The sequence below is a fragment of the Paractinoplanes durhamensis genome, from assembly GCF_016862175.1.
In the GTDB taxonomy this organism is placed as follows: domain Bacteria; phylum Actinomycetota; class Actinomycetes; order Mycobacteriales; family Micromonosporaceae; genus Actinoplanes; species Actinoplanes durhamensis.
Genome location: NZ_BOML01000059.1, coordinates 105,005 through 127,625 on the forward strand (window position 1 = coordinate 105,005; position 22,621 = coordinate 127,625).

General features: G+C 70.2%; 25 protein-coding genes, 1 pseudogene and 1 riboswitch. Of the genes and pseudogenes, 12 read left to right on the forward strand and 14 right to left on the reverse strand.

The window, feature by feature from the left end; all coding sequences use genetic code 11:
* The first annotated feature begins 9 nt into the window (after nucleotides 1-9).
* The 3 genes from Adu01nite_RS37130 to Adu01nite_RS37140 all read left to right on the forward strand — a co-directional run bounded on the left by Adu01nite_RS37130 (nucleotide 10) and on the right by Adu01nite_RS37140 (nucleotide 3,609).
* Nucleotides 10-960, forward strand: a complete 951-nt coding sequence (locus tag Adu01nite_RS37130) for a methylenetetrahydrofolate reductase (RefSeq protein WP_239132989.1) — start codon at nucleotides 10-12, stop codon at nucleotides 958-960.
* A 67-nt stretch (nucleotides 961-1,027) separates the two neighbouring features.
* Nucleotides 1,028-2,302 (forward strand): HNH endonuclease signature motif containing protein, encoded by a 1,275-nt coding sequence (locus Adu01nite_RS37135; protein WP_239132990.1) that lies wholly within the window; start codon nucleotides 1,028-1,030, stop codon nucleotides 2,300-2,302.
* Nucleotides 2,303-2,421: 119 nt separating this feature from the next.
* Nucleotides 2,422-3,609, forward strand: a complete 1,188-nt coding sequence (locus Adu01nite_RS37140; protein ID WP_203733982.1) for a hypothetical protein — start codon at nucleotides 2,422-2,424, stop codon at nucleotides 3,607-3,609.
* 379 nt (nucleotides 3,610-3,988) lie between these two features.
* Here the strand turns inward: Adu01nite_RS37140 and Adu01nite_RS37145 are convergent, their stop codons facing one another.
* On the reverse strand, nucleotides 3,989-4,873 hold the full coding sequence (locus Adu01nite_RS37145; protein ID WP_203733983.1) for a LysR family transcriptional regulator: 885 nt from the start codon (nucleotides 4,871-4,873) through the stop codon (nucleotides 3,989-3,991).
* 80 nt (nucleotides 4,874-4,953) lie between these two features.
* Between Adu01nite_RS37145 and Adu01nite_RS37150 the strand changes: the two genes are divergently transcribed.
* Nucleotides 4,954-5,910 carry an aldo/keto reductase gene (locus Adu01nite_RS37150; RefSeq protein ID WP_239132991.1) on the forward strand — a complete coding sequence of 319 codons (957 nt, stop codon included), beginning with the start codon at nucleotides 4,954-4,956 and terminating at the stop codon, nucleotides 5,908-5,910.
* On the opposite strand, the gene Adu01nite_RS37155 is transcribed toward Adu01nite_RS37150, so the two are convergent.
* From Adu01nite_RS37155 to Adu01nite_RS37165, 3 genes are read right to left on the reverse strand one after another with little or no spacing between them, the layout of a single operon-like run.
* Nucleotides 5,903-6,706, reverse strand: coding sequence for an energy-coupling factor transporter transmembrane component T family protein (locus Adu01nite_RS37155; protein WP_203733984.1), 804 nt, complete (start codon nucleotides 6,704-6,706; stop codon nucleotides 5,903-5,905). The two genes, Adu01nite_RS37150 and Adu01nite_RS37155, sit on opposite strands and share 8 nt — an antisense overlap.
* Nucleotides 6,703-8,136, reverse strand: a complete 1,434-nt coding sequence (locus Adu01nite_RS37160; protein WP_203733985.1) for an ABC transporter ATP-binding protein — start codon at nucleotides 8,134-8,136, stop codon at nucleotides 6,703-6,705. Before Adu01nite_RS37160 ends, Adu01nite_RS37155 begins: the two co-directional genes overlap by 4 nt.
* A 53-nt stretch (nucleotides 8,137-8,189) precedes the next feature.
* Nucleotides 8,190-8,771 carry an ECF transporter S component gene (locus tag Adu01nite_RS37165; RefSeq protein WP_203733986.1) on the reverse strand — a complete coding sequence of 194 codons (582 nt, stop codon included), beginning with the start codon at nucleotides 8,769-8,771 and terminating at the stop codon, nucleotides 8,190-8,192.
* A gap of 92 nt (nucleotides 8,772-8,863) precedes the next feature.
* Nucleotides 8,864-8,966, reverse strand: a riboswitch (TPP riboswitch).
* Nucleotides 8,967-9,105: 139 nt separating this feature from the next.
* Here Adu01nite_RS37165 and Adu01nite_RS37170 point away from each other — a divergent pair.
* Nucleotides 9,106-9,951 carry an alpha/beta fold hydrolase gene (locus Adu01nite_RS37170; protein WP_203733987.1) on the forward strand — a complete coding sequence of 282 codons (846 nt, stop codon included), beginning with the start codon at nucleotides 9,106-9,108 and terminating at the stop codon, nucleotides 9,949-9,951.
* On the opposite strand, the gene Adu01nite_RS37175 is transcribed toward Adu01nite_RS37170, so the two are convergent.
* From Adu01nite_RS37175 to Adu01nite_RS37205, 7 genes are read right to left on the reverse strand one after another with little or no spacing between them, the layout of a single operon-like run.
* Nucleotides 9,911-10,525, reverse strand: a complete 615-nt coding sequence (locus Adu01nite_RS37175) for a hypothetical protein (protein ID WP_203733988.1) — start codon at nucleotides 10,523-10,525, stop codon at nucleotides 9,911-9,913. The two genes, Adu01nite_RS37170 and Adu01nite_RS37175, sit on opposite strands and share 41 nt — an antisense overlap.
* Nucleotides 10,526-10,542: 17 nt before the next feature.
* Complete coding sequence (locus Adu01nite_RS37180; protein WP_203733989.1) at nucleotides 10,543-10,947, reverse strand: Fur family transcriptional regulator; 405 nt, start codon at nucleotides 10,945-10,947, stop codon at nucleotides 10,543-10,545.
* The gene (locus Adu01nite_RS37185; protein ID WP_203733990.1) at nucleotides 10,944-11,246 is read right to left on the reverse strand and encodes an ArsR/SmtB family transcription factor; all 303 of its coding nucleotides are present in this window, start codon (nucleotides 11,244-11,246) and stop codon (nucleotides 10,944-10,946) included. The genes Adu01nite_RS37180 and Adu01nite_RS37185 overlap by 4 nt, the downstream gene beginning before the upstream one ends.
* 37 nt (nucleotides 11,247-11,283) lie before the next feature.
* Nucleotides 11,284-12,150 (reverse strand): metal ABC transporter permease, encoded by an 867-nt coding sequence (locus Adu01nite_RS37190; protein WP_203734109.1) that lies wholly within the window; start codon nucleotides 12,148-12,150, stop codon nucleotides 11,284-11,286.
* Nucleotides 12,151-12,201: 51 nt separating this feature from the next.
* A complete protein-coding gene (locus Adu01nite_RS37195; RefSeq protein WP_203733991.1) occupies nucleotides 12,202-13,014 on the reverse strand; it encodes a metal ABC transporter ATP-binding protein in 813 nt (270 codons plus the stop codon).
* Nucleotides 13,011-13,940: a metal ABC transporter substrate-binding protein gene (locus tag Adu01nite_RS37200; RefSeq protein ID WP_203733992.1), complete on the reverse strand. Its 930-nt coding sequence runs from the start codon at nucleotides 13,938-13,940 to the stop codon at nucleotides 13,011-13,013. The genes Adu01nite_RS37195 and Adu01nite_RS37200 overlap by 4 nt, the downstream gene beginning before the upstream one ends.
* Before the next feature lie 55 nt (nucleotides 13,941-13,995).
* Complete coding sequence (locus tag Adu01nite_RS37205; RefSeq protein WP_203733993.1) at nucleotides 13,996-14,250, reverse strand: DUF6703 family protein; 255 nt, start codon at nucleotides 14,248-14,250, stop codon at nucleotides 13,996-13,998.
* A 34-nt stretch (nucleotides 14,251-14,284) separates the two neighbouring features.
* Here Adu01nite_RS37205 and Adu01nite_RS37210 point away from each other — a divergent pair, with 34 nt between their 5' ends.
* From Adu01nite_RS37210 to Adu01nite_RS37220, 3 genes are all read left to right on the forward strand, one after another.
* Complete coding sequence (locus Adu01nite_RS37210; protein WP_203733994.1) at nucleotides 14,285-14,626, forward strand: antibiotic biosynthesis monooxygenase family protein; 342 nt, start codon at nucleotides 14,285-14,287, stop codon at nucleotides 14,624-14,626.
* Nucleotides 14,627-14,643: 17 nt separating this feature from the next.
* Nucleotides 14,644-15,138, forward strand: coding sequence for a hypothetical protein (locus tag Adu01nite_RS37215; protein WP_203733995.1), 495 nt, complete (start codon nucleotides 14,644-14,646; stop codon nucleotides 15,136-15,138).
* Between the two features lie 82 nt (nucleotides 15,139-15,220).
* The gene (locus Adu01nite_RS37220) at nucleotides 15,221-16,600 is read left to right on the forward strand and encodes a glycine--tRNA ligase (protein WP_203733996.1); all 1,380 of its coding nucleotides are present in this window, start codon (nucleotides 15,221-15,223) and stop codon (nucleotides 16,598-16,600) included.
* Nucleotides 16,601-16,609: 9 nt separating this feature from the next.
* Here Adu01nite_RS37220 and Adu01nite_RS37225 read toward each other — a convergent pair whose 3' ends face one another.
* The gene (locus Adu01nite_RS37225; protein WP_203733997.1) at nucleotides 16,610-17,089 is read right to left on the reverse strand and encodes an XdhC family protein; all 480 of its coding nucleotides are present in this window, start codon (nucleotides 17,087-17,089) and stop codon (nucleotides 16,610-16,612) included.
* A gap of 226 nt (nucleotides 17,090-17,315) precedes the next feature.
* On the opposite strand from Adu01nite_RS37225, the gene Adu01nite_RS37230 reads away from it, so the two are divergent.
* From Adu01nite_RS37230 to Adu01nite_RS37245, 4 genes and pseudogenes are all read left to right on the forward strand, one after another.
* Nucleotides 17,316-17,933 (forward strand): Abi family protein, encoded by a 618-nt coding sequence (locus tag Adu01nite_RS37230; protein ID WP_203733998.1) that lies wholly within the window; start codon nucleotides 17,316-17,318, stop codon nucleotides 17,931-17,933.
* A gap of 233 nt (nucleotides 17,934-18,166) precedes the next feature.
* Entirely contained in the window at nucleotides 18,167-19,285 is a 1,119-nt protein-coding gene (gene dusB, locus Adu01nite_RS37235; RefSeq protein ID WP_203734110.1) for a tRNA dihydrouridine synthase DusB, read from the forward strand.
* Nucleotides 19,286-19,301: 16 nt separating this feature from the next.
* Nucleotides 19,302-20,375: a DUF2786 domain-containing protein gene (locus tag Adu01nite_RS37240; RefSeq protein WP_203733999.1), complete on the forward strand. Its 1,074-nt coding sequence runs from the start codon at nucleotides 19,302-19,304 to the stop codon at nucleotides 20,373-20,375.
* 99 nt (nucleotides 20,376-20,474) lie between these two features.
* Nucleotides 20,475-21,572: pseudogene (locus Adu01nite_RS37245) on the forward strand (MFS transporter); the annotation flags it as partial.
* 83 nt (nucleotides 21,573-21,655) lie between these two features.
* Here the strand turns inward: Adu01nite_RS37245 and Adu01nite_RS37250 are convergent.
* On the reverse strand, nucleotides 21,656-22,027 hold the full coding sequence (locus Adu01nite_RS37250; protein ID WP_203734000.1) for a hypothetical protein: 372 nt from the start codon (nucleotides 22,025-22,027) through the stop codon (nucleotides 21,656-21,658).
* Between the two features lie 84 nt (nucleotides 22,028-22,111).
* Nucleotides 22,112-22,618 carry a roadblock/LC7 domain-containing protein gene (locus tag Adu01nite_RS37255; RefSeq protein ID WP_203734001.1) on the reverse strand — a complete coding sequence of 169 codons (507 nt, stop codon included), beginning with the start codon at nucleotides 22,616-22,618 and terminating at the stop codon, nucleotides 22,112-22,114.
* Nucleotides 22,619-22,621: the final 3 nt, after the last annotated feature.

Sequence of the window (22,621 nt, forward strand, 5' to 3'; positions counted from 1 at the left end):
GCTGGGCCGATGTCCCTGAGGTCGATGTCGCTGAAGTCGAAGCTGGCTGAAGGACGTGGCGGGGTGCTGCTGTTCGGCATCACCCCGCCACGTCGCAGCGCCACCCCGGAGAAGATAAAGGAAATCGCCGCGGTCACGCTCGGCCGGCTGGCCGGCCTGAACCTCGACGGCCTGATTCTGTACGACATCGACGACGAGTCCGACCGGGTCGCGGACGAGCGGCCGTTCCCCTATCTGCCGACGATCGACCCGGTCGAGTTCCACACCCATCTGGGTGATTGGGACCGGCCGATGGTGATCTACCGCTGCGTCGGGAAGTACGCCGAGGACGAACTGCGGTCGTGGCTGACCACCGCCGACACCGACCGGGTGCTGAGCGTCTTCGTCGGAGCATCATCGGGGGACAAGCCGGTGCGGACCGACCTGCGCCGGGCGCAGGCACTGCGCGCGGAGGTACGCCCGGAGCTTCCGCTGGGCGCCGTCGTCATCCCCGAGCGCCATGCCCGCGGCGGCGAGGAGCACCTGCGCATGCTCACCAAGCAGGAGCGCGGCTGCGAATTCTTCATCTCCCAGGTGATCTACGACGCAGGCGAGGCGAAGGACCTGGTCTCCGACTACTTCTACGCCTGCCGCGAGCGGGACATCACGCCCCGCCCGGTGATCTTCACGCTCTCCCTCTGCGGCTCGGCGAAGACCCTGGAGTTCCTGAAGTGGCTCGGTGTCGACGTGCCGCGCTGGCTGGAGAACACCCTGCTGAACGCGCCGGACCCGCTGGCCGAGTCCTACCGGGAGGCGCTCGCGATCGCACAGGACCTGCGCGAGTACTGCGAACGGCTGGGCATGCCGTACGGCTTCCACGTCGAGTCCGTCTCGATCCGCAAGGCCGAGATCGAAGCCGCCATCCGCCTCACCGAGGAGTTGGGCCGGCACCTGCGCGCGACCGCGGTTCTTTCCGGCTAGCCGGAGGTTATCCACAGGCGGCGAAGAAGGCGGGAAATTGGTCGTATGCCTGTGCCAGCCTGTCGGGGTGGTGGAGGAGTTGGAGCAGGTTCGCGGTGTGCTCGCCGAGTGCGGCGAAGCACCACTGTGGTCGTGCTCCGACCCCGAGGTCGTGGACGGGCTCACTCAGGCGTGGGCATGCGTGCAGCAGGCGCTGGCGATCATGGCGCACCTGATCCGGGAAGCGGAGACCCGGGGCATCCCGCAGAAGGAAGCCGCGTCGAGCACCCCGGTGTGGCTGCGGCAGCGACTTCGCACGAGCATGTGGGAGGGCAAACGGCTCGCGAAGCTCGCCGCTGCCTTCGACCACTCCCCGGCCCTCGACGCGGCCGTCACCAAGGGCGAGATCTCCGCCGAGCAGGCGTGTGTGATCGCGGAGTCGATCACCGATCTGCCCGCTGACGCCGGCATCGACACCCGGACGCAGGCCGAATCGCTGCTGATCAACTATGCGGCCGACTTCGCGCCGGGGACTCTCGGCAAGCTCGGCGCCCGGATCCTGGCACACGTCGACCCGGAGGCAGCCGACCGGCACGACGAGGAGGCGCTGCGAAAGCAGGACGAGCGCGCCCATCGTGGCCGGGGATTCACTCTGAGCCCGCGCGGCGACGGCCGGGTGCGATTGTCGGGCTGGCTGGACACGACGGCCGCGGCGATCGTGAACGCGGCGCTGGATCCGTTGTGTCACCCCGGCCGGGATGCGACCGTCGAAGCCGGCCTGGCCCGCACCCCGGAGCAACGGCGTGCGGACGCTCTGGTCGATGTCTGTACCCGGGTCATGCGCGGCGGCGAGTTGCCCGCGTCCGGCGGGGAAGCGGCGCAGGTCGTGGTGACGATCCCGATCGACACTCTGCGAACCGAGCCGGGCGAAGCCTCTCCTGTTGCGGTGCTTGACACGGGTGCGCCGGTCAGTGCTGCCGAGGCGCGGCTGCTGGCCTGTGATGCCCAGATCATTCCGTCGGTGCTCGGCACCGAGGGTCAGGTCCTCGACGTCGGTCGTGCCCGGCGGCTCTTCACCGCCTCCATTCGGCGAGCGCTGGTGCTGCGCGACCGCGGGTGCACCTTCCCGTCCTGCGATCGGCCGGCCAACTGGTCGGATGGGCATCACGTCAAGCCCTGGGCCGACGGCGGACCCACGGCGTTGTCCAACGCATGCCTGCTCTGCCGGCACCATCACCGAGTCATCCATCGCACCGATTGGCAGGTTCGCATCGCCTCGGACGGCCACCCCGAGTTCATCCCACCGGCAGACGTCGACCCACAACGTCGTCCCCTGCGCAACACCTTCCACCGGCGCGAATAGGCCACTGGCCCGGAGTGGCGAGACCCGCCGCGGTCGGTGGAGGAGAGTGACGGCGCCGCCGGTAGATCCGGACGGACACGTCGGGTCAGGCCGCGGGGGCGGCCCGTAAGATCGTGGATATGCCTGATCTTGCCGTGCGCTTCGGGCGGCTTGCCGATGAGTACGAGACGCGGAAGCAGGCAGCGACCGCGGCCGTCGCGAGCTGGGACTGGTATACCTGGCCGGGCCTTGACCCACGCCCGCTGCACTTCGAGCGGGACCTGCTCAAGCCTGGGCGCCGCCTGGATGCTCGGCCGCCGGTGGACCGCGATGTCCAGCGGATCGGGTTCGACGCCCAGGGCCGTGTGGCCGTGATCGAGGAGTACAGCGGGTTCCTGAACGGCCGCCTGTACTACGAGACGTTCCTCCACTACGGCGATGACGTGGTCGAGGCTGCGCATTTCGATACCGACCGTCCGATCTACCTGCACGAGTACCGCTACGAGGACGGGCTGATGCGTTCGGCCGAAACGGTCGCTCGGGGCGGCTCGGGGCGCGAGTCCTACGCGTACACCGGCGGGCGGATCAGCCGCATCGAGATCGAGCACAGTGGCCGCTCCCAGGCCGCATTGGTGGCCGAGCACGACGACCGTGGTCTGCTCCGCCTGGTCGAGGCCATGGGCAGCGCAACGCGAGTGCGGTACGTCCGGCCGCCGGCCGGATTCGACCTGGAGGTGGCCTGCGGCACCGTCGAGGACATGTTGGTCGCGCTTATTCCGGCCGCGGCGGCACGGTTGGCGGTCGACGAACCCATCGACTGCCTCGCCCTCAGCTACGGCCAGGCCACGCAGTTGTCGATCGAGATCACTGCGGCTACGGCGGAGGAGCGCGCCGAGCTGAGGTCTATCGATGCCGACGCTGTCTGGTCGCCGGCGGAGTTCGAGACCGGCACGGCCCTCGACCTCGACCTCGACCTCGACGGCACTGCCCTCGACGGCACTGCCCTCGACGGCACTGCCCTCGATGACACTGCCCTCGACGACACTGGCCCGATACAGCTGGTGCGGCAGGAGCTCAAACTGCTCGACGCGGACGACGTTGACGTCAGCGCCGGATCCGAGCTCGGCCGGCGGCTGTTGTGCGCGGTCGCGCTGCGGCTCAACCGGCACGACTGGTCGGCCACGCTGCCGGTCACCGACGATTTCGTGGTGTACGCGGTCGACCTCGAGCTGGCCGATCTGGACCGAAATCTGGCCGACTGCCTGCCGCCGGACCGCCTCGCCCAGCTCCGCGAGCAGGGCCCTGGCGCGGTTGGCGGAGAAGAGTGACGCCGTCGCCGGTGAGGTCGTCGAGTGCCTGGTGGCGGCCGGTCATAGCCATCACCAGCGCTACCAGTGGGCCGGTCACCTCGGGGCCGGTGCCGTGGCTCCAGCCGGCGTCGGCCGCCCGCAGCCGTACCCCAGCAATTCTGTTCTTTGCGCCGATCAGCATGTTGCTGCCCGCATAGAAGTCGGCGACGGCCGTCAGGTGTTCGACCGGGTGATCGCGGTAGGCGCCGGCTGCGCGGAAGATATCCTCGCCGATCGGCCAGCGACACCCGCTCGGCGCGGATCGCGCTCCAGGTATCCATGACCCTCCGCTGTGAGTGGGCACCGCCGCCTGTCTCCAGGACATGATGTCAAGCCGGCCGCTCCGCCGGTGGCCACATCACTCGAAAGCGAGGTCGATCAGTTGGCGACGGCAGGCGCGGGCCGCGGCCGACAGCCGGTGGTCGCGGTGGTGGATCACGCCGATCTCCGGGTGGGCGGGAGCGGGGCGGAGTTCGCGTACGCCGATGGCCGGGCCGGGGGATGCCGCGGCCGTGCGGGCCAGGATCGCTACGCCGAGGCCGGCGGTGACCAGCTCGCGGATGCTCGCCGCGGTGTGGGTCTCGAACGGGACGTTCGGTTCGAAGCCTGCCCGGTGGGCGGCGTCGTCGAGGATGGCGCGCAGGCCGCTGCCGGGCGGCAGGCAGATGAAGGGCTCGCCGCGCAGTTCGCTCAGCGGGAGCGGTCCGCCGCGGGCCAGCCGGTGTGCGGGCGGGACGATCAGGACCACCTGTTCGCGGGCGATGCGGCGGGCGGAGAAGCGGGACGACAGGTCGGCGTGCACGGGGCCGACCACCAGGTCGACGGTGCCGGCGTCGAGCTCGGCGAGCAGGGCCGCGATCAGGCCGGAGCGCAGCGCCAGGGTCAGGCCGGGGTGGCGGGTGTGGAACCTGGACAGCGCCTGGGGCAGGTCGTAGCCGCCGACGACCGCGGTGGCGCCCAGCGTCACCCGGCCGGTGAGGACGGCGGCGAGGTCGGCCAGGTCATGGCGGGCGCCGTCGAGTTCGCCGAGGGCCCGGCGGCAGCGGGTCAGGAACAGCTCGCCGGCTTCGGTCAGGGCGACCCGCCGGGTGGTGCGGGTGAACAGTTCGGCGCCGAGTTCGGCCTCGAGGGCGCGCACCTGGGCGGACACCGCGGACTGGGCGACGTGCAGGTGCTCGGCCGCCCGGGTGAAGCCGCCGAGCCGGGCGACGGCCTCGAAGTAGGTGAGTTGCCGCAGCTCCATGCGATTCATCTTCGATCGAGATGAATGGCAGCGCAACCAGGTCTTGGACATATCAAACCGGCCGGGCCAGGCTCACCACCATGGAGCAGCGAAACCTCGGAAAACTGGTCACCTCCGCGATCGGGCTCGGCTGCATGGGCTTCTCCCAGGCGTACGGGCCGGCCGACGACGAGGTGTCGCTCGCCGTGATCGGCGATGCGCTCGACCACGGCATCACCCTGATCGACACGGCGATGAGCTACGGCCAGGGCCACAACGAGCGTCTGGTCGGCCGGGCCATCGCCGGGCGTCGCGACGAGGTGGTGCTGGCCACCAAGTTCGGCATCGTGCGCGGCCCGGACGGGCCGGGCCTCGACGGGCGTCCCGAGAACGTCCGCGGCTACTGCGACGCCTCCCTGCAGCGGCTCGGTGTCGACGTCATCGACCTCTACTACCTGCACCGGGTCGACCCGCGGGTACCGATCGGCGAGACGGTCGGTGCGATGGCCGAGCTGGTCGCGGCGGGCAAGGTGCGCCATCTCGGCGTCTCCGAGGTCAACCCGGCCCAGCTGGAGCAGGCGGCCGCGGTGCATCCGATCGCGGCGGTCGAGTTCGAGTGGTCCCTGGCCTGGCGGGAGCCGGAGGACGACGTGGTGCCGGCCGCCCGGCGCCTGGGCATCGGCCTGGTCCCGTACAGCCCGCTCGGTCGTGGTCTTCTCACCGGAACCCTGCCGGCCGGGCCGTTTCCGGAGGGCGACTTCCGCCGCACCGACCCGCGTTTCCACAGCGAGAACCTCACCGCCAACCTTGATCTTGTACGGGCCCTGACCGGTGCCGCCGACGCGCGTGGGGTGACACCGGGCCAGATGGCGCTGGCCTGGCTGCTGGCGCAGGGCGACGACGTGGTGCCGATCCCGGGCACCCGCGACCGGGCGCGTCTGGCCGAGAACGTCGCCGCCGTCGGCGTCCGCGTCGACCCGGACGCGGTGGTCCCGCGCGAGGCGTGGCGCGGCGACCGGACGTCGTTCGCAGCGCACGGAACCCAACGGGCTAAATGATCGGGCGGAACAACCCCAGCGCGATGGTGGTGGTCAGGACGAGGACGGCCGTGGCCAGCGCGGCTACCACCAGGAGAGTGTCCGACCGGGTGAAGGTCTGGCGCCGGGCGTAGCTGCGCGGGATGCCCGAGTCGAAGCCGCGCGCGTCCATCGCCACCGCCAGCCGGCCGCCCCGGCGCAGCGCCCCCACAAGCAGCGCGAACGCCGTGGCGGCGAACAACCGCAGGGCCGCGACCGGATTACGGCCGGCGTCGACGCCGCGGGCCCGGCGGGCCAGGGTGAGCATCTGCCATTCGGCGCCGAGCAGGGGCAGCAGCCGGAACGCAGCGAGCGCGCCGATCGCGAACCGGGCCGGCGCCTTGGCGTTCTGGACGAGGGCGTCGGCCAGGTCGGTCGGGTCGGTGGTGGCGAAGACGATGACGCCGGGCAGGGCGATCGCGAACAGCCGCAGGATCAGCCCGAGCGCGGCGGTCAGCACGCCGGTGGTGATGTCGAACGGGCCGAGTCCGATCAGGAGGGTTCCGCCGCGGTCGGCCGCGAACAGAACCATGGTGAACAGCACGCCGAGCCCGCCGAGCAGGAGCGGCCATGCCCGCCGGGCCAGCACCGCGTACCGCAGCCCGAACAGCGGCAGCAGGGCCAGCTCGATCGCCAGCGCGATCGCCGGGGTGAGCGGGTCGAGGGTGCTGATCAGCGGCAGGGAGAAGAGCAGCGCGGCGGCGAGCTTCGCGACCGGATTGCGCCGGGCGAGCAGCGCGGACGGGTCGGCCACCGGCTGGGTGAGCAACGTGGTCATGAGCGCCGCCGCTGGGGGAGCGGTTCGTGCAGGCGTGCCGAGGTCAGCGGGAGGGTCCGGTCGGCGAGGGTCTGCACGAAGTCGTCGTCGTGGGTCACCGCCACCACCGCGTGCCCCTCGTCGCGCAGCGTTGCCAGCAGCGTGACCAGCTCGATCCAGGTGCGCCGGTCCTGGCCGAACGTCGGCTCGTCGAGGACGAGCAGGCGGGGGGCGGTGGCCAGGGCGGTGGCGACGCTCAGCCGGCGGGCTTCGCCACCGGAGAGGGTGTACGGGTTGGCCGCCGCCAGCTTCGTGAGCCGGAGCCGGTCCAGCAACGCGTCCACGATGCCGGTGATCTCGGTGCCGGTACGCCCGAGCCGGCGCGGCCCGACCGCGAGTTCATCGGCGACCCGGGATGTCACGAACTGGTGCTCCGGATTCTGGAAGACCGACCCGATCCGCGACGTCAGGGTCGCTGCCCGCCACTTGTGCGGCGGTTTCGGGTCGCCGAACGCCGACACCTCGCCGCCGGTCGGCGCGAGCAGCCCGCCCAGCACGAGCGCGAGCGTCGACTTGCCGGCGCCGTTCGGCCCGGTGACGGCGAGAACCTCACCCTCGCCGACGGACATCGACACCCCGCGTACGCGGTGCGCGACGGTGATGTCCTCGGCGCGGACCACCGAACCGGCGGCCGCTGAGCCGGACTTCAGCGGCGGGAAACGGAACCCGGGCACCCACACGCCTTCGTCGGCGAGCCGATCCCCGTACGCGGCGAACACCATCTCGGGGGTGCCGTCGGCCCGGATGCCGCCGCCCGCCTCCAGCACCACCACCCGGTCGACCAGCGGCAGCGCCTCGGCCACCCGATGCTCGACCAGGATCAGCGTGGTGTCGTCGTCCCGTGAGCGGACGATGGCCTCCCGGACCAGGTCGGCGCCGGCCGGGTCGAGGTTGGCGGTCGGCTCGTCGAGGAGCAGCAGTCCGGGGCGGAGCGCGAGCACCCCGGCCAGCGCGAGCCGCTGTGCCTCCCCACCGGACAGTGCCGCCGTCGACCTGGTGATGGGGTAGGGGAAGCCGACCCGGTCGAGGGCGTCGCTGACCCGTGGCCAGATCGCGGCGGCCGGCACTCCCCGGTTCTCCAGGCCGAACGCCACGTCGTCGCCGCTGCGGGCCATGACCAGCTGGGTCTGCGGGTCCTGGAAGACGATGCCGACCCGGTCGCGGGCCGCGGCGGGGGAGCGGCCGTCGATCTCGACGGTGCCGGCCTGTTCACCCGAGTCACCGGGGAGCAGGCCGGCCAGCGCAGCGAGCAGGGTGCTCTTGCCGGCCCCGGAGGGTCCGAGCAGCAGCACCCGCTCGCCGTGGTCGATGCGCAGGTCGACGTCGCGGACCGCCCAGGCGCGGCGGCCCGCATGCCGCCACCCGAAGCCACGAAGAACGACTGCGCTCATGACCAGACCGTGTTCATGACCAGACCGTGCTCATGATCAGATGGAATCAGGGATCAGACCAGCGCGCGCGAGCGCCCCGCCGCGAACCGGTCGAGAACTCCGGTCTGGGCGAGGGCCCGCACCAGCAGCACGCTGCCGAGGCCGGCGATCACGAGGGACGACACCGCGGTGATCGCGATGTAGGGGATCCGCATGGTGGCCCAGGACGTTTCCGGGTACCAGACGACCGCGTCGTACACCGAGGCGACGATGCCGGCGGTGGCGCCGGCGAGCAGTGCCACCGGCAGGTTGTAGAGCTTGTAGGCGAACGCCGCGAAGATCAGCTCGGCGCCGAGTGCTTCGAGCGGGCCCTGCACGACGAGGGTCCAGCCCCAGCTGGTGCCGATCGCGACCGAGACGAGCGAGGCGAGGGTGAGGGTGTAGAAGGCGGCGCCCGGCTTGCGGACGATCAGTGCGCCGAGGACGGCCGGGACCAGCCACATTCCGTAGAGCACGGCGCGGCCGGGGAGCGGGATGGCGTCGGCCGGCCCGTTCCAGAGCAGACCCCACGCCCAGAAGATGACGCCGAACGCGACCGCGACGATCGAGGCGATCACGATGTCGATCGTGCGCCACCGGTTGGAGTTGGTTGCCATTTTCGTACCTCCCAGTTTGCCTCGTGAGCAAGCGCAGTGGGAGGAGACGCACGCCGTGTGCCCAGGCGTCATTGCCTGCGGACACGGCGCGGCTGGAGAAAAGACCGAGCTTCCTGCGCTGGCATTACCCAGATCAGGTACGAGGGTCTGCGGTTGCCCGCACTCTCAGCGCTGTGCGCTCCCCTGTCGGATCGAAGTTTGTTCGCGACCTACCTCGACCATCGCATCGCCTGAGTGATGCACATGGTCTCCGCTGTCGCGAACAAGCTTCGCTGCATATGTTTCGATGACGCTAACACCGTTGTAGGGCCGGGGACAGCGAGGGAGTGATCACATGGAGATCAAAGCGCGCGGAATGACCTTCGACGTGTACGAGGGTGGGCCCGCCGACGGTGAACCCGTCCTCCTGCTGCACGGGTTCCCGCAGGACCACCGTGAGTTCGATTTGATCCTGCCTCGGCTGCACGCCGCGGGGCTTCGGACGTACGCCGTTGACCAGCGCGGATATTCGCCCGGCGCCCGCCCCGACGACGTCAGGTCCTACCGGATCTCCGAGCCCGCCGCCGACGCCATCGCGATCCTCGACGCGCTCGGGGTCGAGAAGGCGCACGTCATCGGCCATGACTGGGGAGCGCAGGTCGGCTGGCTGCTCGCCGCCGAGCACCCGGACCGGGTGCGCACCCTCACCGCGGTCTCCGTCCCGCATCCGCGCGCGCTCCGCCTGGCGCTGCGGGTCCGGCCCACCCAGCGTGCCCGGTTCGCGTACTTCGCCGTCTTCCGCAGCCCGATCGCCGAGCGTTTCCTGCTCGGCGGGGGCGCGGCCGTGCTCAAGGCGATGCTGCGCCCGATCGGCGACCGGGCCGCGCTCTACGTGGACGCGATGCGCGAGCCGGGCCGGCTGACCGGCGGCCTCAACTGGTACCGCGGCCTGGCGGGCGGCGACCTGACCAGCGCCGGCGTGATCACGGTGCCCACGACGTACGTCTGGAGTGACCGCGACGGTGTCGTCGCCCGGACCGCCGCCCTGCGCACCCGGGACTGGGTGGAGGCCGACTACCAGTTCGTCGTGCTGCGCGGGGTGAGCCACTGGGTGCCGGAGCAGGCCCCGGAGGCGCTGGCCGACGCCGCTCTGCACCGCATCACCGGCGACGCCCAGACCCGGTCAGACCCAGGCGCTTGAGTTCCAGCGCGGCCAGGGCGTCGACCGCTGCGGCGTCGCCGTTGCGCCAGCTCTGCGCGATGTCCGGGCCCAGCTTGGCGAGCTCGTTCAGCGGCTGGCTGGCGAGCGCGCGCAACGCCAGCAGGTCGCGTCCGGCGGGCTCACCGCGTACCGAAGAAGCCACCGCGGCCCGGCGCATCCAGCGCAACCGCAACGGGAGCCAGAGGAACAGCACCAGCGCGAGCGGAACGGCCAGCGCGATCAGCGTGATGATCAGCGCCAGCTGATCGACGATCTGCTGTTGCTGCACGCCGGCGTCGGCGAGCGAGCGGGCCGCGTCGGCGGCGCCGTTGAACGGCTTGACCAGCTGGTCACCGACCAGCGGCACCCGGCCGACCTTGCCGCCGGCGTCGGCCAGGTTGTCGGCGATGCCGCCGCCCGCGCTCTGCAGTTTCTGACCGGGCACGGCCAGCTTCTCGACCATGTCGTGGACCCAGAGACCGGCACGGATCCACAGGTAGACCCAGAGGACGACGGTGATGTCGGTGAGCAGTTGACGGATGGCGGTGGGGAGCCGCTCGGCGTAAAGCTTCACGGCGCTCAGCGTCCCACTCAGCGTTTCGCTGCGCACTCCGGGCAGGTGCCGAAGATCTCCATCGTGTGCGAGACGTCGACGAAGCCGTGCTTGGCGGCCACCCGATCGGCCCACGACTCCACCGCCGGGCCCTCCACCTCGACCGCCCGGCCGCACGACCGGCACACCAGGTGATGGTGGTGGCCCTGGCTGCACCGGCGGTAGAGGTGCTCGCCGCCCGGCGGCCGCATCACGTCGATCTCGCCGGCGTCGGCGAGACCCTGCAGGGTGCGGTAGACGGTGGTGAGGCCGACGCGTTCGCCGCGCTCGCGCAGCATCGCGTGCAGGTCCTGGGCGCTGTTGAAGCCCTCGGTGTCGTTGAGCACGGCGCTCACCGCACTGCGCTGCTTGGTGTTTCGTTGCGCGGCTGACTCGGCGTTCACGATCGGACCTCCCTCGCATGGCTGACCGCGTCGGCGACGATGTGCGCGACGTGGTCGTCCACCAGCGAGTATGCGATCTCCCGGCCGCGGCGTGCACCCCGGACCACTCCGGCACCGCGCAGCACCCGCAGGTGCTGGGAAACGAGCGGCTGGGGCGCACCCAGCTTCTCCACCAGTTCGTGCACGCAGCGTTCGCCCACACCGAGCTCGGCGACGATCGCGACACGGATCGGCGCGGACAGGGCGCGCAGCAGTTCCCCGGCCGACTCGTACGCCTCATAACCGGTCGCGGTCGTCATCGCAGTGCCCAATTTAGCGTGTGGCGCGGCGGGACCTTCATCCCTGGAGGACGACATCTGGCGGTTCAACCTCCCGGGGGTGGTGGGCGCGGCGGCGCAGCGCCCGGACGACGCCGCTGCCGAGCGCGATGGCCACGAACACGGCGAGGGCGAGGATGACGGTGGTGGCGCCGGGCGCGGTGTCGATCTCCGCGGAGACGGCCACGCCGGCCCCGGCGGCGCCGAGCCCGATCACCATGCCGAGCGCCATGGTGCTGCGGAAACCCCGGGTGACCTGCTGGGCGGCGGCCACCGGGACAACCATCAGGGCAGAGACGAGAAGCAATCCGACGGTACGCATGGCGATGGTCACGGTCACCGCGGTGGTCACCGCCATGAGCAGATTGAGCGTACGCACCGGAAGGCCGCTGACCTTCGCGTACTCCTCGTCGTTGCAGACCGCGAACAGCGCCGGCCGGAACACCGTCATGGCGGTCAGCACCGCGACGCCGAGGACGGCGATCACCACGACGTCCTGCGGTGACGTGGTGATCAGCGACCCGAACAGGTACTGCATCAGGTTGGCGTTGCTGCTGTCGTCGGACAGCCCGACCAGGACCACGCCGCCCGCGATGCCGCCGTAGAAGAGCAGGGCCAGGGCCAGGTCGCCGGAGGTGCGGCCACGCTGGCGGATCAGCTCGATGCCGACCGCGCCGATCGCCGACACGATCACCGCGCTGATCACCGGGGAGTGGTGCAGCAGCAGGCCGACACCGACGCCGGTCAGCGCCACGTGCCCGATGCCGTCGCCGATCAGCGACAGCCGCCGCTGCACCAGGTAGATGCCCAGGGCCGGGGCGGCCAGGCCGATCACCAGCGCGCCGATCAGCGCGCGGATCATGAAGTCGTACTGAAATAGGTCGATGATTCGTCATTCCTGTCAAGGGCGGCGGCGGGGTGGTCGGACGGGCCATCCTCAGTTCGCTGTCATCCGATTCGTCATCCGGTCGGTGGGTGCCCATTCGCAGATGCCGGCCTTCTCCAGGGCGGCGTGCGGGTGCACGTGGTCGTGGTCGGGGTCGGCGTGGTGGCCGGCCGGTTCGGGCGGCGCGCCCTCGTAGGCGATCCGGCCCTCGTGCACCACGACCGCCCGGTCGATGAGTGGCCGCAGCGGGCCGAGTTCGTGCGCGACCAGCAGGATCGTGCCGCCGCCGGCCGCGAACCGGCCCAGTGCCGCGGCGAACGCCTCCTGGCTGGCCGCGTCGACCCCGGCCGTCGGTTCGTCGAGGACCAGCAGGTCGGGGTGGCCGGCCAGGGCGCGGGCGATCAGGGTGCGCTGCTGCTGGCCGCCGGAGAGCGTGGACACCGGGTCGCCGATCCGGTCGAGCAGGCCGACGTCCTGCAGCGCGGCCACGACGGCGGCCTTGTCGGCGGTGCCGGACGGGCGGAAGATGCCGCGCCGGGCCAGCCGGCCGGACGCCACCACCTCGCCGACGGTGGCGGGTACGCCGCTGCCGGCCCCGAGCCGCTGCGGGACGTAGCCGACCCGGGCCCAGTCGCGGAATGTGCGCTGGGCGGTGCCGAACAGGTCGATCTCGCCGCGGGCCGCCGGGACCAGGCCGAGGATCGTGCGGATCAGGGTCGACTTGCCGGAGCCGTTGGCGCCGAGGATCGCGACCACTTCGCCGGGCTGGGTGGACAGGGAGATGTCGTGCAGGATCTCCCGGCCGTCGTAGCCGACTGCCAGATGCCGTACGTCGACGACGCCCTTCGGATCAGCAGCAGTCATGTGGTGCACCCCAATGCCGTGGTGAGTGCGGCCAGGTTCGCCCGCATGACGGTGAAGTAGTCGGACTGGGCGTCGGTCAGGCCTTCGAGCGGGTCCAGCACGGCGGTCTGCGCGCCGACCTCGCGGGCGATGGTCTCGGCGACCTTCGGGCTGACCAGGGTTTCGAAGAAGATCGTGGTGGTGCCGGTCTGCCGGGCCTGTTCGGCGACCGCGGCGAGGCGCTGCGGGGACGGCTCGGCCTCGGGGGAGATGCCGGTGATGCCGACCTGGGTCAGGCCGTACCGGGTGGCCAGGTAGTTGAACGCGCTGTGGCTGGTGACGAGTTCACGCCGCTGACAGGTGGCCAGGCTCTTCGCGTACTCAAGATTGAGCTCCCGCAGTTGGGTCTGCAGTTCCTTGGCCCGGGTGCGGTACGCCTCGGCGTGCGCGGGATCCTTGCCGGCCAGCGCCTCGCCCAGTTTTCCGGCGATCGTCTCGAAGCGGACCGGGTCGAGCCAGACGTGCGGGTCCATGCTGCCCTCGGCGTGCTCCTCGGCATGCCCGGCGTCCTCAGCGTGTCCGTCGCCGTCGGCCAGCGGCAGCAGCTGGACCGCCGACGCGGCGTCGAACGAGCGGCCCTTCGCCTCCTGCTTCACGGCGGTGTCCACGGCCGGCTGGAATCCGCTCAGGTGGACCGCGAGGCCCGCGTCGGCGACGTCCGCGACCTGGCGCGGGTTGAGCTCCACGTCGTGCGGTTCGGCGCCGGGCTTGGTGAGATTGGTGACGGACACCACATCGCCGCCGATGCGTTCGCTGAGGAACTGCAGCGGGTAGAAGGCGGTGACCACGTTCAGCTTGCCGTCGGTGAACCCGTTCACCGACGCCCGGGCGCCGCAGCCGGCCGCCACGGCGAGGGTGAGGACGGCGGCGAGCAGAGCGCGGTGCATAGCACCCACTGTCGCCGACAATGATAATGATTGTCAAAAGCGCATAGGTGTGAGTTCAGACCGCTTTCGCGACCACCGCGGCCAGCAACAGGGCGAGCATCACCAGGCGCAGGGCGCGGGTCGAGCCCTTCTGCACCGGCCAGGTGGTGAACGTCAGCGCGGCCAGACCGGCCGCGAGCAGGAACAACAGTGCCGCGCCGACGATCCCCGGCAGGAACAGGCCGGCCATCATCAGGGCCAGCGCCACGATGAAGGCCGTGGTCGGATTCACCCGTGCCAACCGGCGCAGCAGGTTGTCGGACGTCGCCACCGTGTCGCCTCCTCGCGCTGCGTACGCTCGTCGCATGCTCGTGCTCAACCGCTTCGTCGTCCAGCCGGAAACGCAGGACGGTTTCGTGCTCCGGGGGCATGCCGCCCTGGCCGCGCTGGCCGAGCGCCCCGGTTATCTCTCCGGCCGCCTCACCCGCGCGATCGACGATCCCGCTCACTGGACCTTGGTCACCGAGTGGGAGTCCGTCGGAGCCTACCGGCGCGCGCTGAGCGGCTTCGACGTCAAGGTCCACGCCACCCCGCTGCTGGCCGAGTCGATCGACACACCGTCGGCGTTCGAGACCCTGGCCAGCGCCGCGCCCGGCGGGGAGGTCGTCGTCACCGCCAGCGACCGGGCCGCGGACCCCTGGCGCTGACGACTAATCTGGCTGCTATGACGACGGCGTCTCACGTTCCCGCACCCCCGCAGGGCCCCGGCGTCTACCCGCCCTTCCCGGCGCCGCCGGTCGAGGGCAAGGGCAAACGCATCGGCTGGGGCATCGGCATCGCCGCCGGCGTCATCGTGCTGATCTGCGGCGGCGGCACCGCCGCGCTCATCGGCATCGGCGTCTCCACCTCCGGCTCGCTGCAGGAGCGGGCCGAGGCCGCGGTCGGCGACTACCTCGACGCGGTCGCCGCCAAACGCTACGACCAGGCGTACGGCCTGCTGTGTGACGATGCGCAGCAGGACGAGAGCGCGGCCGAGTTCCGCACCCGGGTCACCGGCGAGCAGACCATCACCGACTACACGTTCGGCGATCTCAATTTCGTCACCCTCGCCCTGCCGGTCGACGCCACCTACAGCGACGGCGCCACCGCCGAGCTCGAGGCCTACCTCGGGCAGGACACGAGCACGGGCGCGTTCGAGGTGTGCCGCCTCGGGGAGTAATCTCGCTGTTTGTCCTGATCGCGGTCGGTCCTGACCGCGTCCCTGCTATTCCCCGCCGACACCCAGCCGGCGTAGGAGGAACATGCCCGCCGACCGTATCGACGCCGTCGTCTCCCTGGCCAAGCGCCGCGGATTCGTCTTCCCCTCCAGCGAGATCTACGGAGGAACCCGCTCGGCCTGGGACTACGGTCCGCTGGGTGTGGAGCTGAAGGAGAACGTCCGCCGCCAGTGGTGGCGCACCATGGTTCAGCAGCGCGACGACATCGTCGGCCTCGACTCCGCCGTCATCCTCTCGCGTGACGTGTGGGCCGCGTCCGGTCACCTCGAAGCGTTCGTCGACCCGCTGACCGAATGCCAGTCGTGCCACAAGCGGTTCCGCGCCGACCACCTCGAGGAGGCGTACGAGGCGAAGCACGGCTCGCTGCCGTCCTCGCTGCAGGAGCTGAACTGCCCGAACTGCGGCAACAAGGGCACCTTCACCGAGCCGAAGATGTTCAACGGCCTGATGAAGACCTACCTCGGCCCCACCGAGAGCGCCGAGGGCCTGCACTACCTGCGCCCGGAGACCGCGCAGGGCATCTTCGTGAACTACAACAACGTCGCCACCGCCGCCCGGAAGAAGCCGCCGTTCGGCATCGCCCAGGTCGGCAAGAGCTTCCGCAACGAGATCACCCCGGGCAACTTCATTTTCCGTACGCGTGAGTTCGAGCAGATGGAGATGGAGTTCTTCGTCGAGCCCGGCAGCGACGAGACGTGGCACGAGTACTGGCTCGAGCAGCGCTGGAACTGGTACCGCGACCTGGGCCTCTCGGAGAGCAACCTGCGCTTCTTCGAGCACCCCAAGGAGAAGCTGTCGCACTACTCGAAGCGCACCGTCGACATCGAGTACCGCTTCCAGTTCGGCGGCACCGAGTTCGCCGAGCTCGAGGGCATCGCCAACCGCACCGACTTCGACCTGACCACGCACTCCAAGCACTCCGGCGTCGACCTGTCCTACTTCGACCAGGAGAAGCAGGAACGCTGGATGCCGTACGTGATCGAGCCGGCGGCCGGGCTGACCCGCGCGGTGCTCGCGTTCCTCCTCGAGGCGTACGACGAGGACGAGGCCCCCAACACCAAGGGCGGCGTCGACAAGCGCACGGTCATGCGGTTCGACCCGCGCCTGGCGCCGATCAAGGTCGCGGTGCTGCCGCTGTCGCGCAACCCCGAGCTGTCCCCGAAGGCCCGCGAGCTCGCCGCGAACCTGCGCAAGCGGTGGATCGTCGAGTTCGACGACTCGCAGGCGATCGGCCGGCGCTACCGCCGGCAGGACGAGATCGGTACGCCGTTCTGCGTCACTGTCGACTTCGACACCCTGAACGACAACGCGGTCACGGTGCGCGACCGCGACACGATGAAGCAGGAGCGGGTGTCCCTCGAGCAGATCGAGGACTACCTGATCAAGCGCCTGCCCGGCTGCTGAGGGTTCTTTCTAGAACTCGAACCCGCCCGGTCGGCCGTTACGGTCCGCGATGAGCCCGGCCAAGGTCGCGATGGCGATCTCGGCCGGGGTCCGCGCCCCGATGTTGAGGCCGATCGGGCGGTGCACCCGCGCGATCTGGTCATCCGGCACGCCGAGCTCGCGAAGCATGCCGACGTGCGGCCCTTCGATCGCCGGTTTCCCAAGGATCCCGATCCAGCGTGTTTCCGCCGCCAGAACTTCCTTGAGCACCGTCCCGATCTCACCCCGGTGATGGTCACTGAGCACGACATCGGTGCTCGCATCAAGCTCGGCCGCCGCAAGATCGTGCACAACCCGATCCCCATGCGCGCGAGGCGTCCCGAGAAGCCGCGTCTCATCCGGCTCCACCAGAATGGCGTGAAACCCGAGCTCAACAGCAAGCCGAAGCATGACTTCAGCCACCGAAGACTCAAACACCACAACAAGCCGCCGCGGTCCGCCAGCATCCATGTCCCCGACTGTGCCAGATCGACGCAGCGACCGCGTGCCCAACGCATCCCTTGATGCGTGACAGGTGGTCATGCGACTAGAATCGTGGCAGCGCCGAAGGCCCCAGGAAAGCGTTAACCCCGGCGGCATGCCGAAGCAGAGGCGACCGGGGTCTTCGAACGGAACTGTATCGCACGGCGGGGGAGGAAGCTAGGAGATGCTCGCTGATTTATCCGAAATAACGGTTATGAGGCAGCGGATCTCACCGGAAAGGCTGGGTCCGTATGTCGCGGCTTCGGGTGGCGACATCTCCGAAGCCCTGAACCTGTACGTCTGGAACGCCGAGATGACGGCGGCGCTCGCCACGACGATCGGGCACGTAGAGATCGTGCTCCGCAACGCGGTCCACGAGAACCTGAAGGCATGGTCAACTCGCTGTTTCGCGGAGCCGAGATGGTATTTGGATGTTGGCCATGTCCTGCAATCGCGCGCGACGGACGACGTCCGCATCGCACGGCGACGAGTTGTCCGGGACGGAAGCAGGGCAGAGACGGCCGGCCTGGTCGTCGCGGAGCTCAGCCTCGGATTCTGGCGATACCTACTTGCCAATCACTACGACCGAACGCTCTGGCGAACGACTCTCCATGAGGTCTTTCCGGGTCGATCTCGGCGGGTCGTCCGCGATGCTGTCGAGGTGTTGCATCTATCCCGGAATCGGATGGCACACCACGAGCCGATGTTCAACCGCCCGATCGCCGACATCCACGCCACGGCGATGGAACTGGTCGGGTGGATCTGCCCGGTGAGCAGAGCCTGGATCGAGCGACATTGCCGCACGGCCGAGACGCTGCGGGCCAAACCTTGAAGAGAAGCCGCGTCTTGTCGGGTGGCGGCCGCACCTGGAGCACCGCATGGATCGGCTGGAAGATCTCCGTGCCGTCCAGCTCTCCGCGGACGTGGAGGAGCTGAGGGCGGGATTGAAGAGATCATCGGGCTGCTTGATGTGCTCATAAAGCGGGACGTCGGGCGCTAGCCGGGCGGGCGATTCGGAGTCGCCGGGCTGGGCGTGTCACGCTTGTGGGCGTGACTGCACCGCTCATGCTCGGCGACCACGTCGTCAATCCTCCTGTCGTGCTCGCGCCGATGGCGGGGATCACCAACGTGGCGTTTCGGCGGCTCTGCCGGGAGCAGGGCGGCGGGGTCTATGTGTGCGAGATGATCACGACCCGGGCGCTTGTCGAGCGGATTCCCAAGACGCTCAAGATGATCTCGTTCGCTGAGGACGAAGGGTTTCGCAGCCTTCAGCTCTACGGGGTCGATCCCGATGTCACCGCGGCCGCGGTGCGGATGGTCGGTGAGGACGGGCTGGCCGATCACGTCGACCTCAACTTCGGCTGTCCGGTGCCCAAGGTCACCCGGCGTGGGGGTGGGTCGGCGCTGCCGTGGCGGCGGCGGCTGTTCGGGCGGATCGTCTCCCAGGCTGTCGCGGCGGCCAAGCCGTTCGGGATTCCGCTGACCATCAAGATGCGCAAGGGCATCGACGACGACCACCTGACGTACGTCGAGGCCGGCCTGGCCGCGCAGGAAGCCGGCGTCGCCGCGGTGGCGCTGCACGCGCGCACCGCCGAGCAGCGCTACTCCGGCAAGGCCGACTGGGATGCCATCGCCACCCTCAAGCAGGCCCTCGACGTGCCGGTGCTCGGCAACGGCGACATCTGGGAGGGCTCGGACGCGCTGCGCATGGTCGAGCACACCGGCGTCGACGGGGTCGTCGTCGGCCGCGGCTGCCTCGGCCGCCCGTGGCTGTTCGCCGACCTGGAGGCGGCGTTCACCCAGGGCGCCGGCTACCGGCCGGTGCTGCCCACCCTGGGCGAGGTCGCGAAGATCATGTCCCGGCACGCCGAACTGCTGGTCGACGCCCTCGACGACGAGAAGCACGGCTGCGCCGATTTCCGCAAGCACGTCGCCTGGTATCTGAAGGGCTTCCCGGTCGGCGGTGACCTGCGCCGCAGCCTTGCCATGATCACCTCGCTGGCTCAGCTGGACGACCTGCTCGCGCTGCTCGACCCGTCGCTGCCGTTCCCGGCCGACGCCCTCGGCCAGCCGCGCGGCCGGGTCAACGCCCCCGGCAAGGTTTCCCTGCCGTACGGCTGGCTCGACAGCCGTGACGACGAGACGGTCCCCGAGGGTGCCGAGACCGAAGACTCCGGCGGCTGAGTTGTCCGGTGCTGTTTTGTCCGGAGCCGAATCCATCCGGGCGGTGTTGGCGGGGGAGCTGAGCTACGAGGACGGCCTCGACGCCCTCACCGTCGCGTCCGACGCCGACGCGGCCCTCCACCAGGCGGTGGCGGCCGCCGCCGACCGGCTCTTCCAGGCCGGGTGGCAGCCGGCCGAGCTCTACCGGGTGGTGGCCCGGCTCGGCGACCCGGTGCAGGCGCAGGTCGTGGCGGGCGCGGCGGGTCGGTATCTCGCACAGTTCCGGGACGTCGACCCCAGATGGCAGGCGCAGGTCGAGGAATTGCCGCGGAACACCGTCCGCGCCGATCGGATCCGGCTGCACGACGCCACCCTCGGGCTCCTTCTCGAACTGCGCAAACTGCCGCGCATCGACACCCTGATCCCGCCGCCGGGCACCATTGCGGCGACCCGATATCGGGGGGCGAGCAATCGCGTCCTGGAACGGGTGCGGGCCCTTCTGGCCAAGGCCGAGGGCACCGATTTCCCGGCCGAGGCGGAGGCGTTCTCGGCCAAGGCCCAGGAGCTGATCGCCAAACACAGCATCGAATCGGTCCTCACCGCCACCCCGGATGCGGCCCCGCTCGCCCGCCGGCTCGGCGTCGACCATCCCTACGAGAGCGAGAAGGCCACCCTCCTCGACGCGGTCGCCCGGGCCAACCACTGCCACACCGTCTGGTCGCCCGAATTGGCGTTTTCCACGGTGTTCGGATTCGACGCCGACATCGACGCGGTGGAAATGCTCTACACGTCGCTGCTGGTGCAGGCGAACCGGGCGATGGCCCGCGACGAGCCGGCCAAGGGAAAGGCCCGTGTCAAAGCGTTCCGGCGCAGTTTCCTCGTCGCCTACGCGCACCGCATCGGCGAACGCCTCGAGCAGGCCACCCGGCACGAGATCGCCCGGCACCACACCACCGACCTGCTGCCCGTGCTGCACAGCCGCGACCTGCAGGTTCAGGAGGCGGTGACGCGGGCCTTCCCACGAACGGTGCGAGCGCGCGGCAGCCGCGTCGACAGCCTGGAGGGCTGGGAGTCGGGCCGGGCCGCGGCCGACGAGGCCGAATTGGCTTGAGCTGATTTGGCTTGACCGGCGGAGGAGCATGGGGTCATGCATCCGGTTTGACGCTGATCGCCGCTTCTCTACGCCGTCCGCGCCTGCGCCGACGGAGTCCTCCTCTACCCGGTCTACGCGCTGCTGTTCGCCGACGCGGGCCTGTCCACCAGCCAGATCTCCACGCTGTTCATCATCTGGTCGGTGGTCTCGTTCGCCTTCGAGGTGCCCTCCGGCGCGCTCGCCGATGCCTGGTCCCGTCGCGGCCTCTACGCGATCGGTCAGCTCCTCACCGCCGCCGGTTACGGAATGTGGCTGATCTGGCCGGCCTTTCCCGGCTTCGCGCTGGGCTTCGTGCTGTGGGGCCTCGGCGGCGCGCTCAGCTCCGGAACCCTCGAAGCCCTCGTCTACGACCAGGTCGGCGACGCATATGCCAAGGTCATCGGCCGGGCGGGCACGGTCGGGATTCTCGCCACGCTCGCGGCCACGCTGCTCGCGACGCCGGCTTTCACGGCGGGCGGCTACCACCTGGTGGGCATCGCCAGCATCGCGACGGTCACCCTGGGTGGCCTTCTCGCGCTGCGTCTGCCAGACACACCAACCAATGCGGAATGTACGCGTGACGACTCCGACGACCGCAGCGACGGCAGTTATCTGCTGCTCCTGCGGTCCGGGCTGCGCGAATCGGTCAAGGACCGGCGCACGATCCTGGCCCTGGTGGTGGCCGCGCTGCTGCCGGGATTCAGCGCCCTCGACGAATACCTGCCGCTGCTCGCCCGGGAAAAGGGCGCGCCCACGGTAGCCGTACCCGTGCTGTATGCCCTGACCGCACTCGCGATGGCCGCCGGAAGTGCGCTCGCCGGCCGCTTCGCCGCGTCCTCGTTTCTGGCGGCTTCCGCCGCCGCGGCGGCGGTATTGCTCGCCGCCGGTGTTCTCATTCCGCACCTGGCCGGCATGGTCGCCGTTTCCGCCGCGTTCGGCCTGCTGCAATTCGGCATGATCCGCGCCGAGACCCGCCTGCAGGAACAGATAACCGGCCCGGCCCGCAGCACGGTCCTGTCGGTGAGCGGGTTCGGCGCGGAGGTTTTCGCCGTCATCCTGTACGCCTGGTTCGCCCTGCCGATGACATTGACGGCGTTGTGCGCTCTCGCCGCGATCCCGTTGCTGTTGACGGCCGCCATCGAGATCGGCGCCGGGAGAATCGCCCGTCGCGGATGAGGGGCCGTGGGCCGCCGGCGCACACGATGGCGGGGAGGGCGGTGCGGGCCCTCCCCGCCGGGAGCGGGCATGGTGGCTGCCGGTCAGACGTCGAGGTCGTTTTCGATCCGGCGGAGCTGGTGACGAGCCATGGCCAGGTTGGAGCGGTCGCGGCGCAGCGCCACGTACAGGAACAGGCCCTTGCCGGAGCGGCTCGTCAGGGGGCGGATCATGTGGTATTGGCTGTCCAGCGTGATGAGGATGTCCTCGATCTTCTCGGTGATGTTGAGCATCTCCATCGCGCGGAGCTTGGCCCGCACCACGTCGGTGTTGCCGGCCGCGGCGACCGTCAGGTCGAGTTCCTTGCCGCCGCCGACGGTGCCCAGCGCCATACCGCTCGTGTGGTCCACGAGGGCGACGCCGACGGCTCCGTCGATTTCCATGATCTCTTTGAGTGCGGTGTCCATGTCGGGCATGGGGTGGGTTCCTCCGTTTGCGATGGGATGGCGTGCGGTGGGATGGCGGTCCGCCGCGGCGGCGGAACCGGATCGGCCGGTCGCCTATTGGCGCCGGGAGTTGCTGGACAGGGTGGAGTTGGGCGGGGAGGCGCTGGACAGGGTGGCCATCGGGGTGCGCCGCGCGAGCGGAGCGCTCGGCCCGGGCTGCGTGGGGATCTCCGGGCGGACCTGCGGTTTCGCCTCCACGGTGAGGATCCGTACGAGGCGGCGCACGCATCGGCGCGCCTCCAGGTGGACCATGGCGAGGTTGGCGTCGCCGGACGTGACCAGGGTGAGCAGCGTGTTCTGGCCCGCGGTGTAGGTGGTGATGTAACCCCGGTCGCACTCGACCACCGATTCGCGGAGGGCACCGTGGTTGACCGCGTGCGCGAACCGCCGGGCCAGCGCCAGGTGGGCGGCGGCCAGCGCGGCGAGACTGTCCGGTTCGAGGCCGTGTGCGTCGTGCGCCACCACCAGGCCGTCGGTGCTGGCGAGCACGCAGCCCTTCAGCTCCGGCACCCGGGAACGCAGGCGGTCGAGTTCCTGGAGCACCGCCGGATCCACCGTCATCCT

What these genes read in the sequence shown, in the direction of transcription:
- Adu01nite_RS37130 (WP_239132989.1), top strand. Translation starts at nt 10, where the DNA reads ATGTCCCTGAGGTCGATGTCGCTGAAGTCGAAGCTGGCTGAAGGACGT.
- Adu01nite_RS37140 (WP_203733982.1), top strand. Translation starts at nt 2,422, where the DNA reads ATGCCTGATCTTGCCGTGCGCTTCGGGCGGCTTGCCGATGAGTACGAG.
- Adu01nite_RS37145 (WP_203733983.1), bottom strand. Translation starts at nt 4,873, where the DNA reads ATGGAGCTGCGGCAACTCACCTACTTCGAGGCCGTCGCCCGGCTCGGC.
- Adu01nite_RS37150 (WP_239132991.1), top strand. Translation starts at nt 4,954, where the DNA reads ATGGAGCAGCGAAACCTCGGAAAACTGGTCACCTCCGCGATCGGGCTC.
- Adu01nite_RS37155 (WP_203733984.1), bottom strand. Translation starts at nt 6,706, where the DNA reads ATGACCACGTTGCTCACCCAGCCGGTGGCCGACCCGTCCGCGCTGCTC.
- Adu01nite_RS37160 (WP_203733985.1), bottom strand. Translation starts at nt 8,136, where the DNA reads ATGAGCGCAGTCGTTCTTCGTGGCTTCGGGTGGCGGCATGCGGGCCGC.
- Adu01nite_RS37165 (WP_203733986.1), bottom strand. Translation starts at nt 8,771, where the DNA reads ATGGCAACCAACTCCAACCGGTGGCGCACGATCGACATCGTGATCGCC.
- Adu01nite_RS37170 (WP_203733987.1), top strand. Translation starts at nt 9,106, where the DNA reads ATGGAGATCAAAGCGCGCGGAATGACCTTCGACGTGTACGAGGGTGGG.
- Adu01nite_RS37185 (WP_203733990.1), bottom strand. Translation starts at nt 11,246, where the DNA reads ATGACGACCGCGACCGGTTATGAGGCGTACGAGTCGGCCGGGGAACTG.
- Adu01nite_RS37195 (WP_203733991.1), bottom strand. Translation starts at nt 13,014, where the DNA reads ATGACTGCTGCTGATCCGAAGGGCGTCGTCGACGTACGGCATCTGGCA.
- Adu01nite_RS37200 (WP_203733992.1), bottom strand. Translation starts at nt 13,940, where the DNA reads ATGCACCGCGCTCTGCTCGCCGCCGTCCTCACCCTCGCCGTGGCGGCC.
- Adu01nite_RS37210 (WP_203733994.1), top strand. Translation starts at nt 14,285, where the DNA reads ATGCTCGTGCTCAACCGCTTCGTCGTCCAGCCGGAAACGCAGGACGGT.
- Adu01nite_RS37215 (WP_203733995.1), top strand. Translation starts at nt 14,644, where the DNA reads ATGACGACGGCGTCTCACGTTCCCGCACCCCCGCAGGGCCCCGGCGTC.
- Adu01nite_RS37220 (WP_203733996.1), top strand. Translation starts at nt 15,221, where the DNA reads ATGCCCGCCGACCGTATCGACGCCGTCGTCTCCCTGGCCAAGCGCCGC.
- Adu01nite_RS37225 (WP_203733997.1), bottom strand. Translation starts at nt 17,089, where the DNA reads ATGGATGCTGGCGGACCGCGGCGGCTTGTTGTGGTGTTTGAGTCTTCG.
- Adu01nite_RS37230 (WP_203733998.1), top strand. Translation starts at nt 17,316, where the DNA reads ATGAGGCAGCGGATCTCACCGGAAAGGCTGGGTCCGTATGTCGCGGCT.
- dusB (WP_203734110.1), top strand. Translation starts at nt 18,167, where the DNA reads ATGCTCGGCGACCACGTCGTCAATCCTCCTGTCGTGCTCGCGCCGATG.
- Adu01nite_RS37250 (WP_203734000.1), bottom strand. Translation starts at nt 22,027, where the DNA reads ATGCCCGACATGGACACCGCACTCAAAGAGATCATGGAAATCGACGGA.
- Adu01nite_RS37255 (WP_203734001.1), bottom strand. Translation starts at nt 22,618, where the DNA reads ATGACGGTGGATCCGGCGGTGCTCCAGGAACTCGACCGCCTGCGTTCC.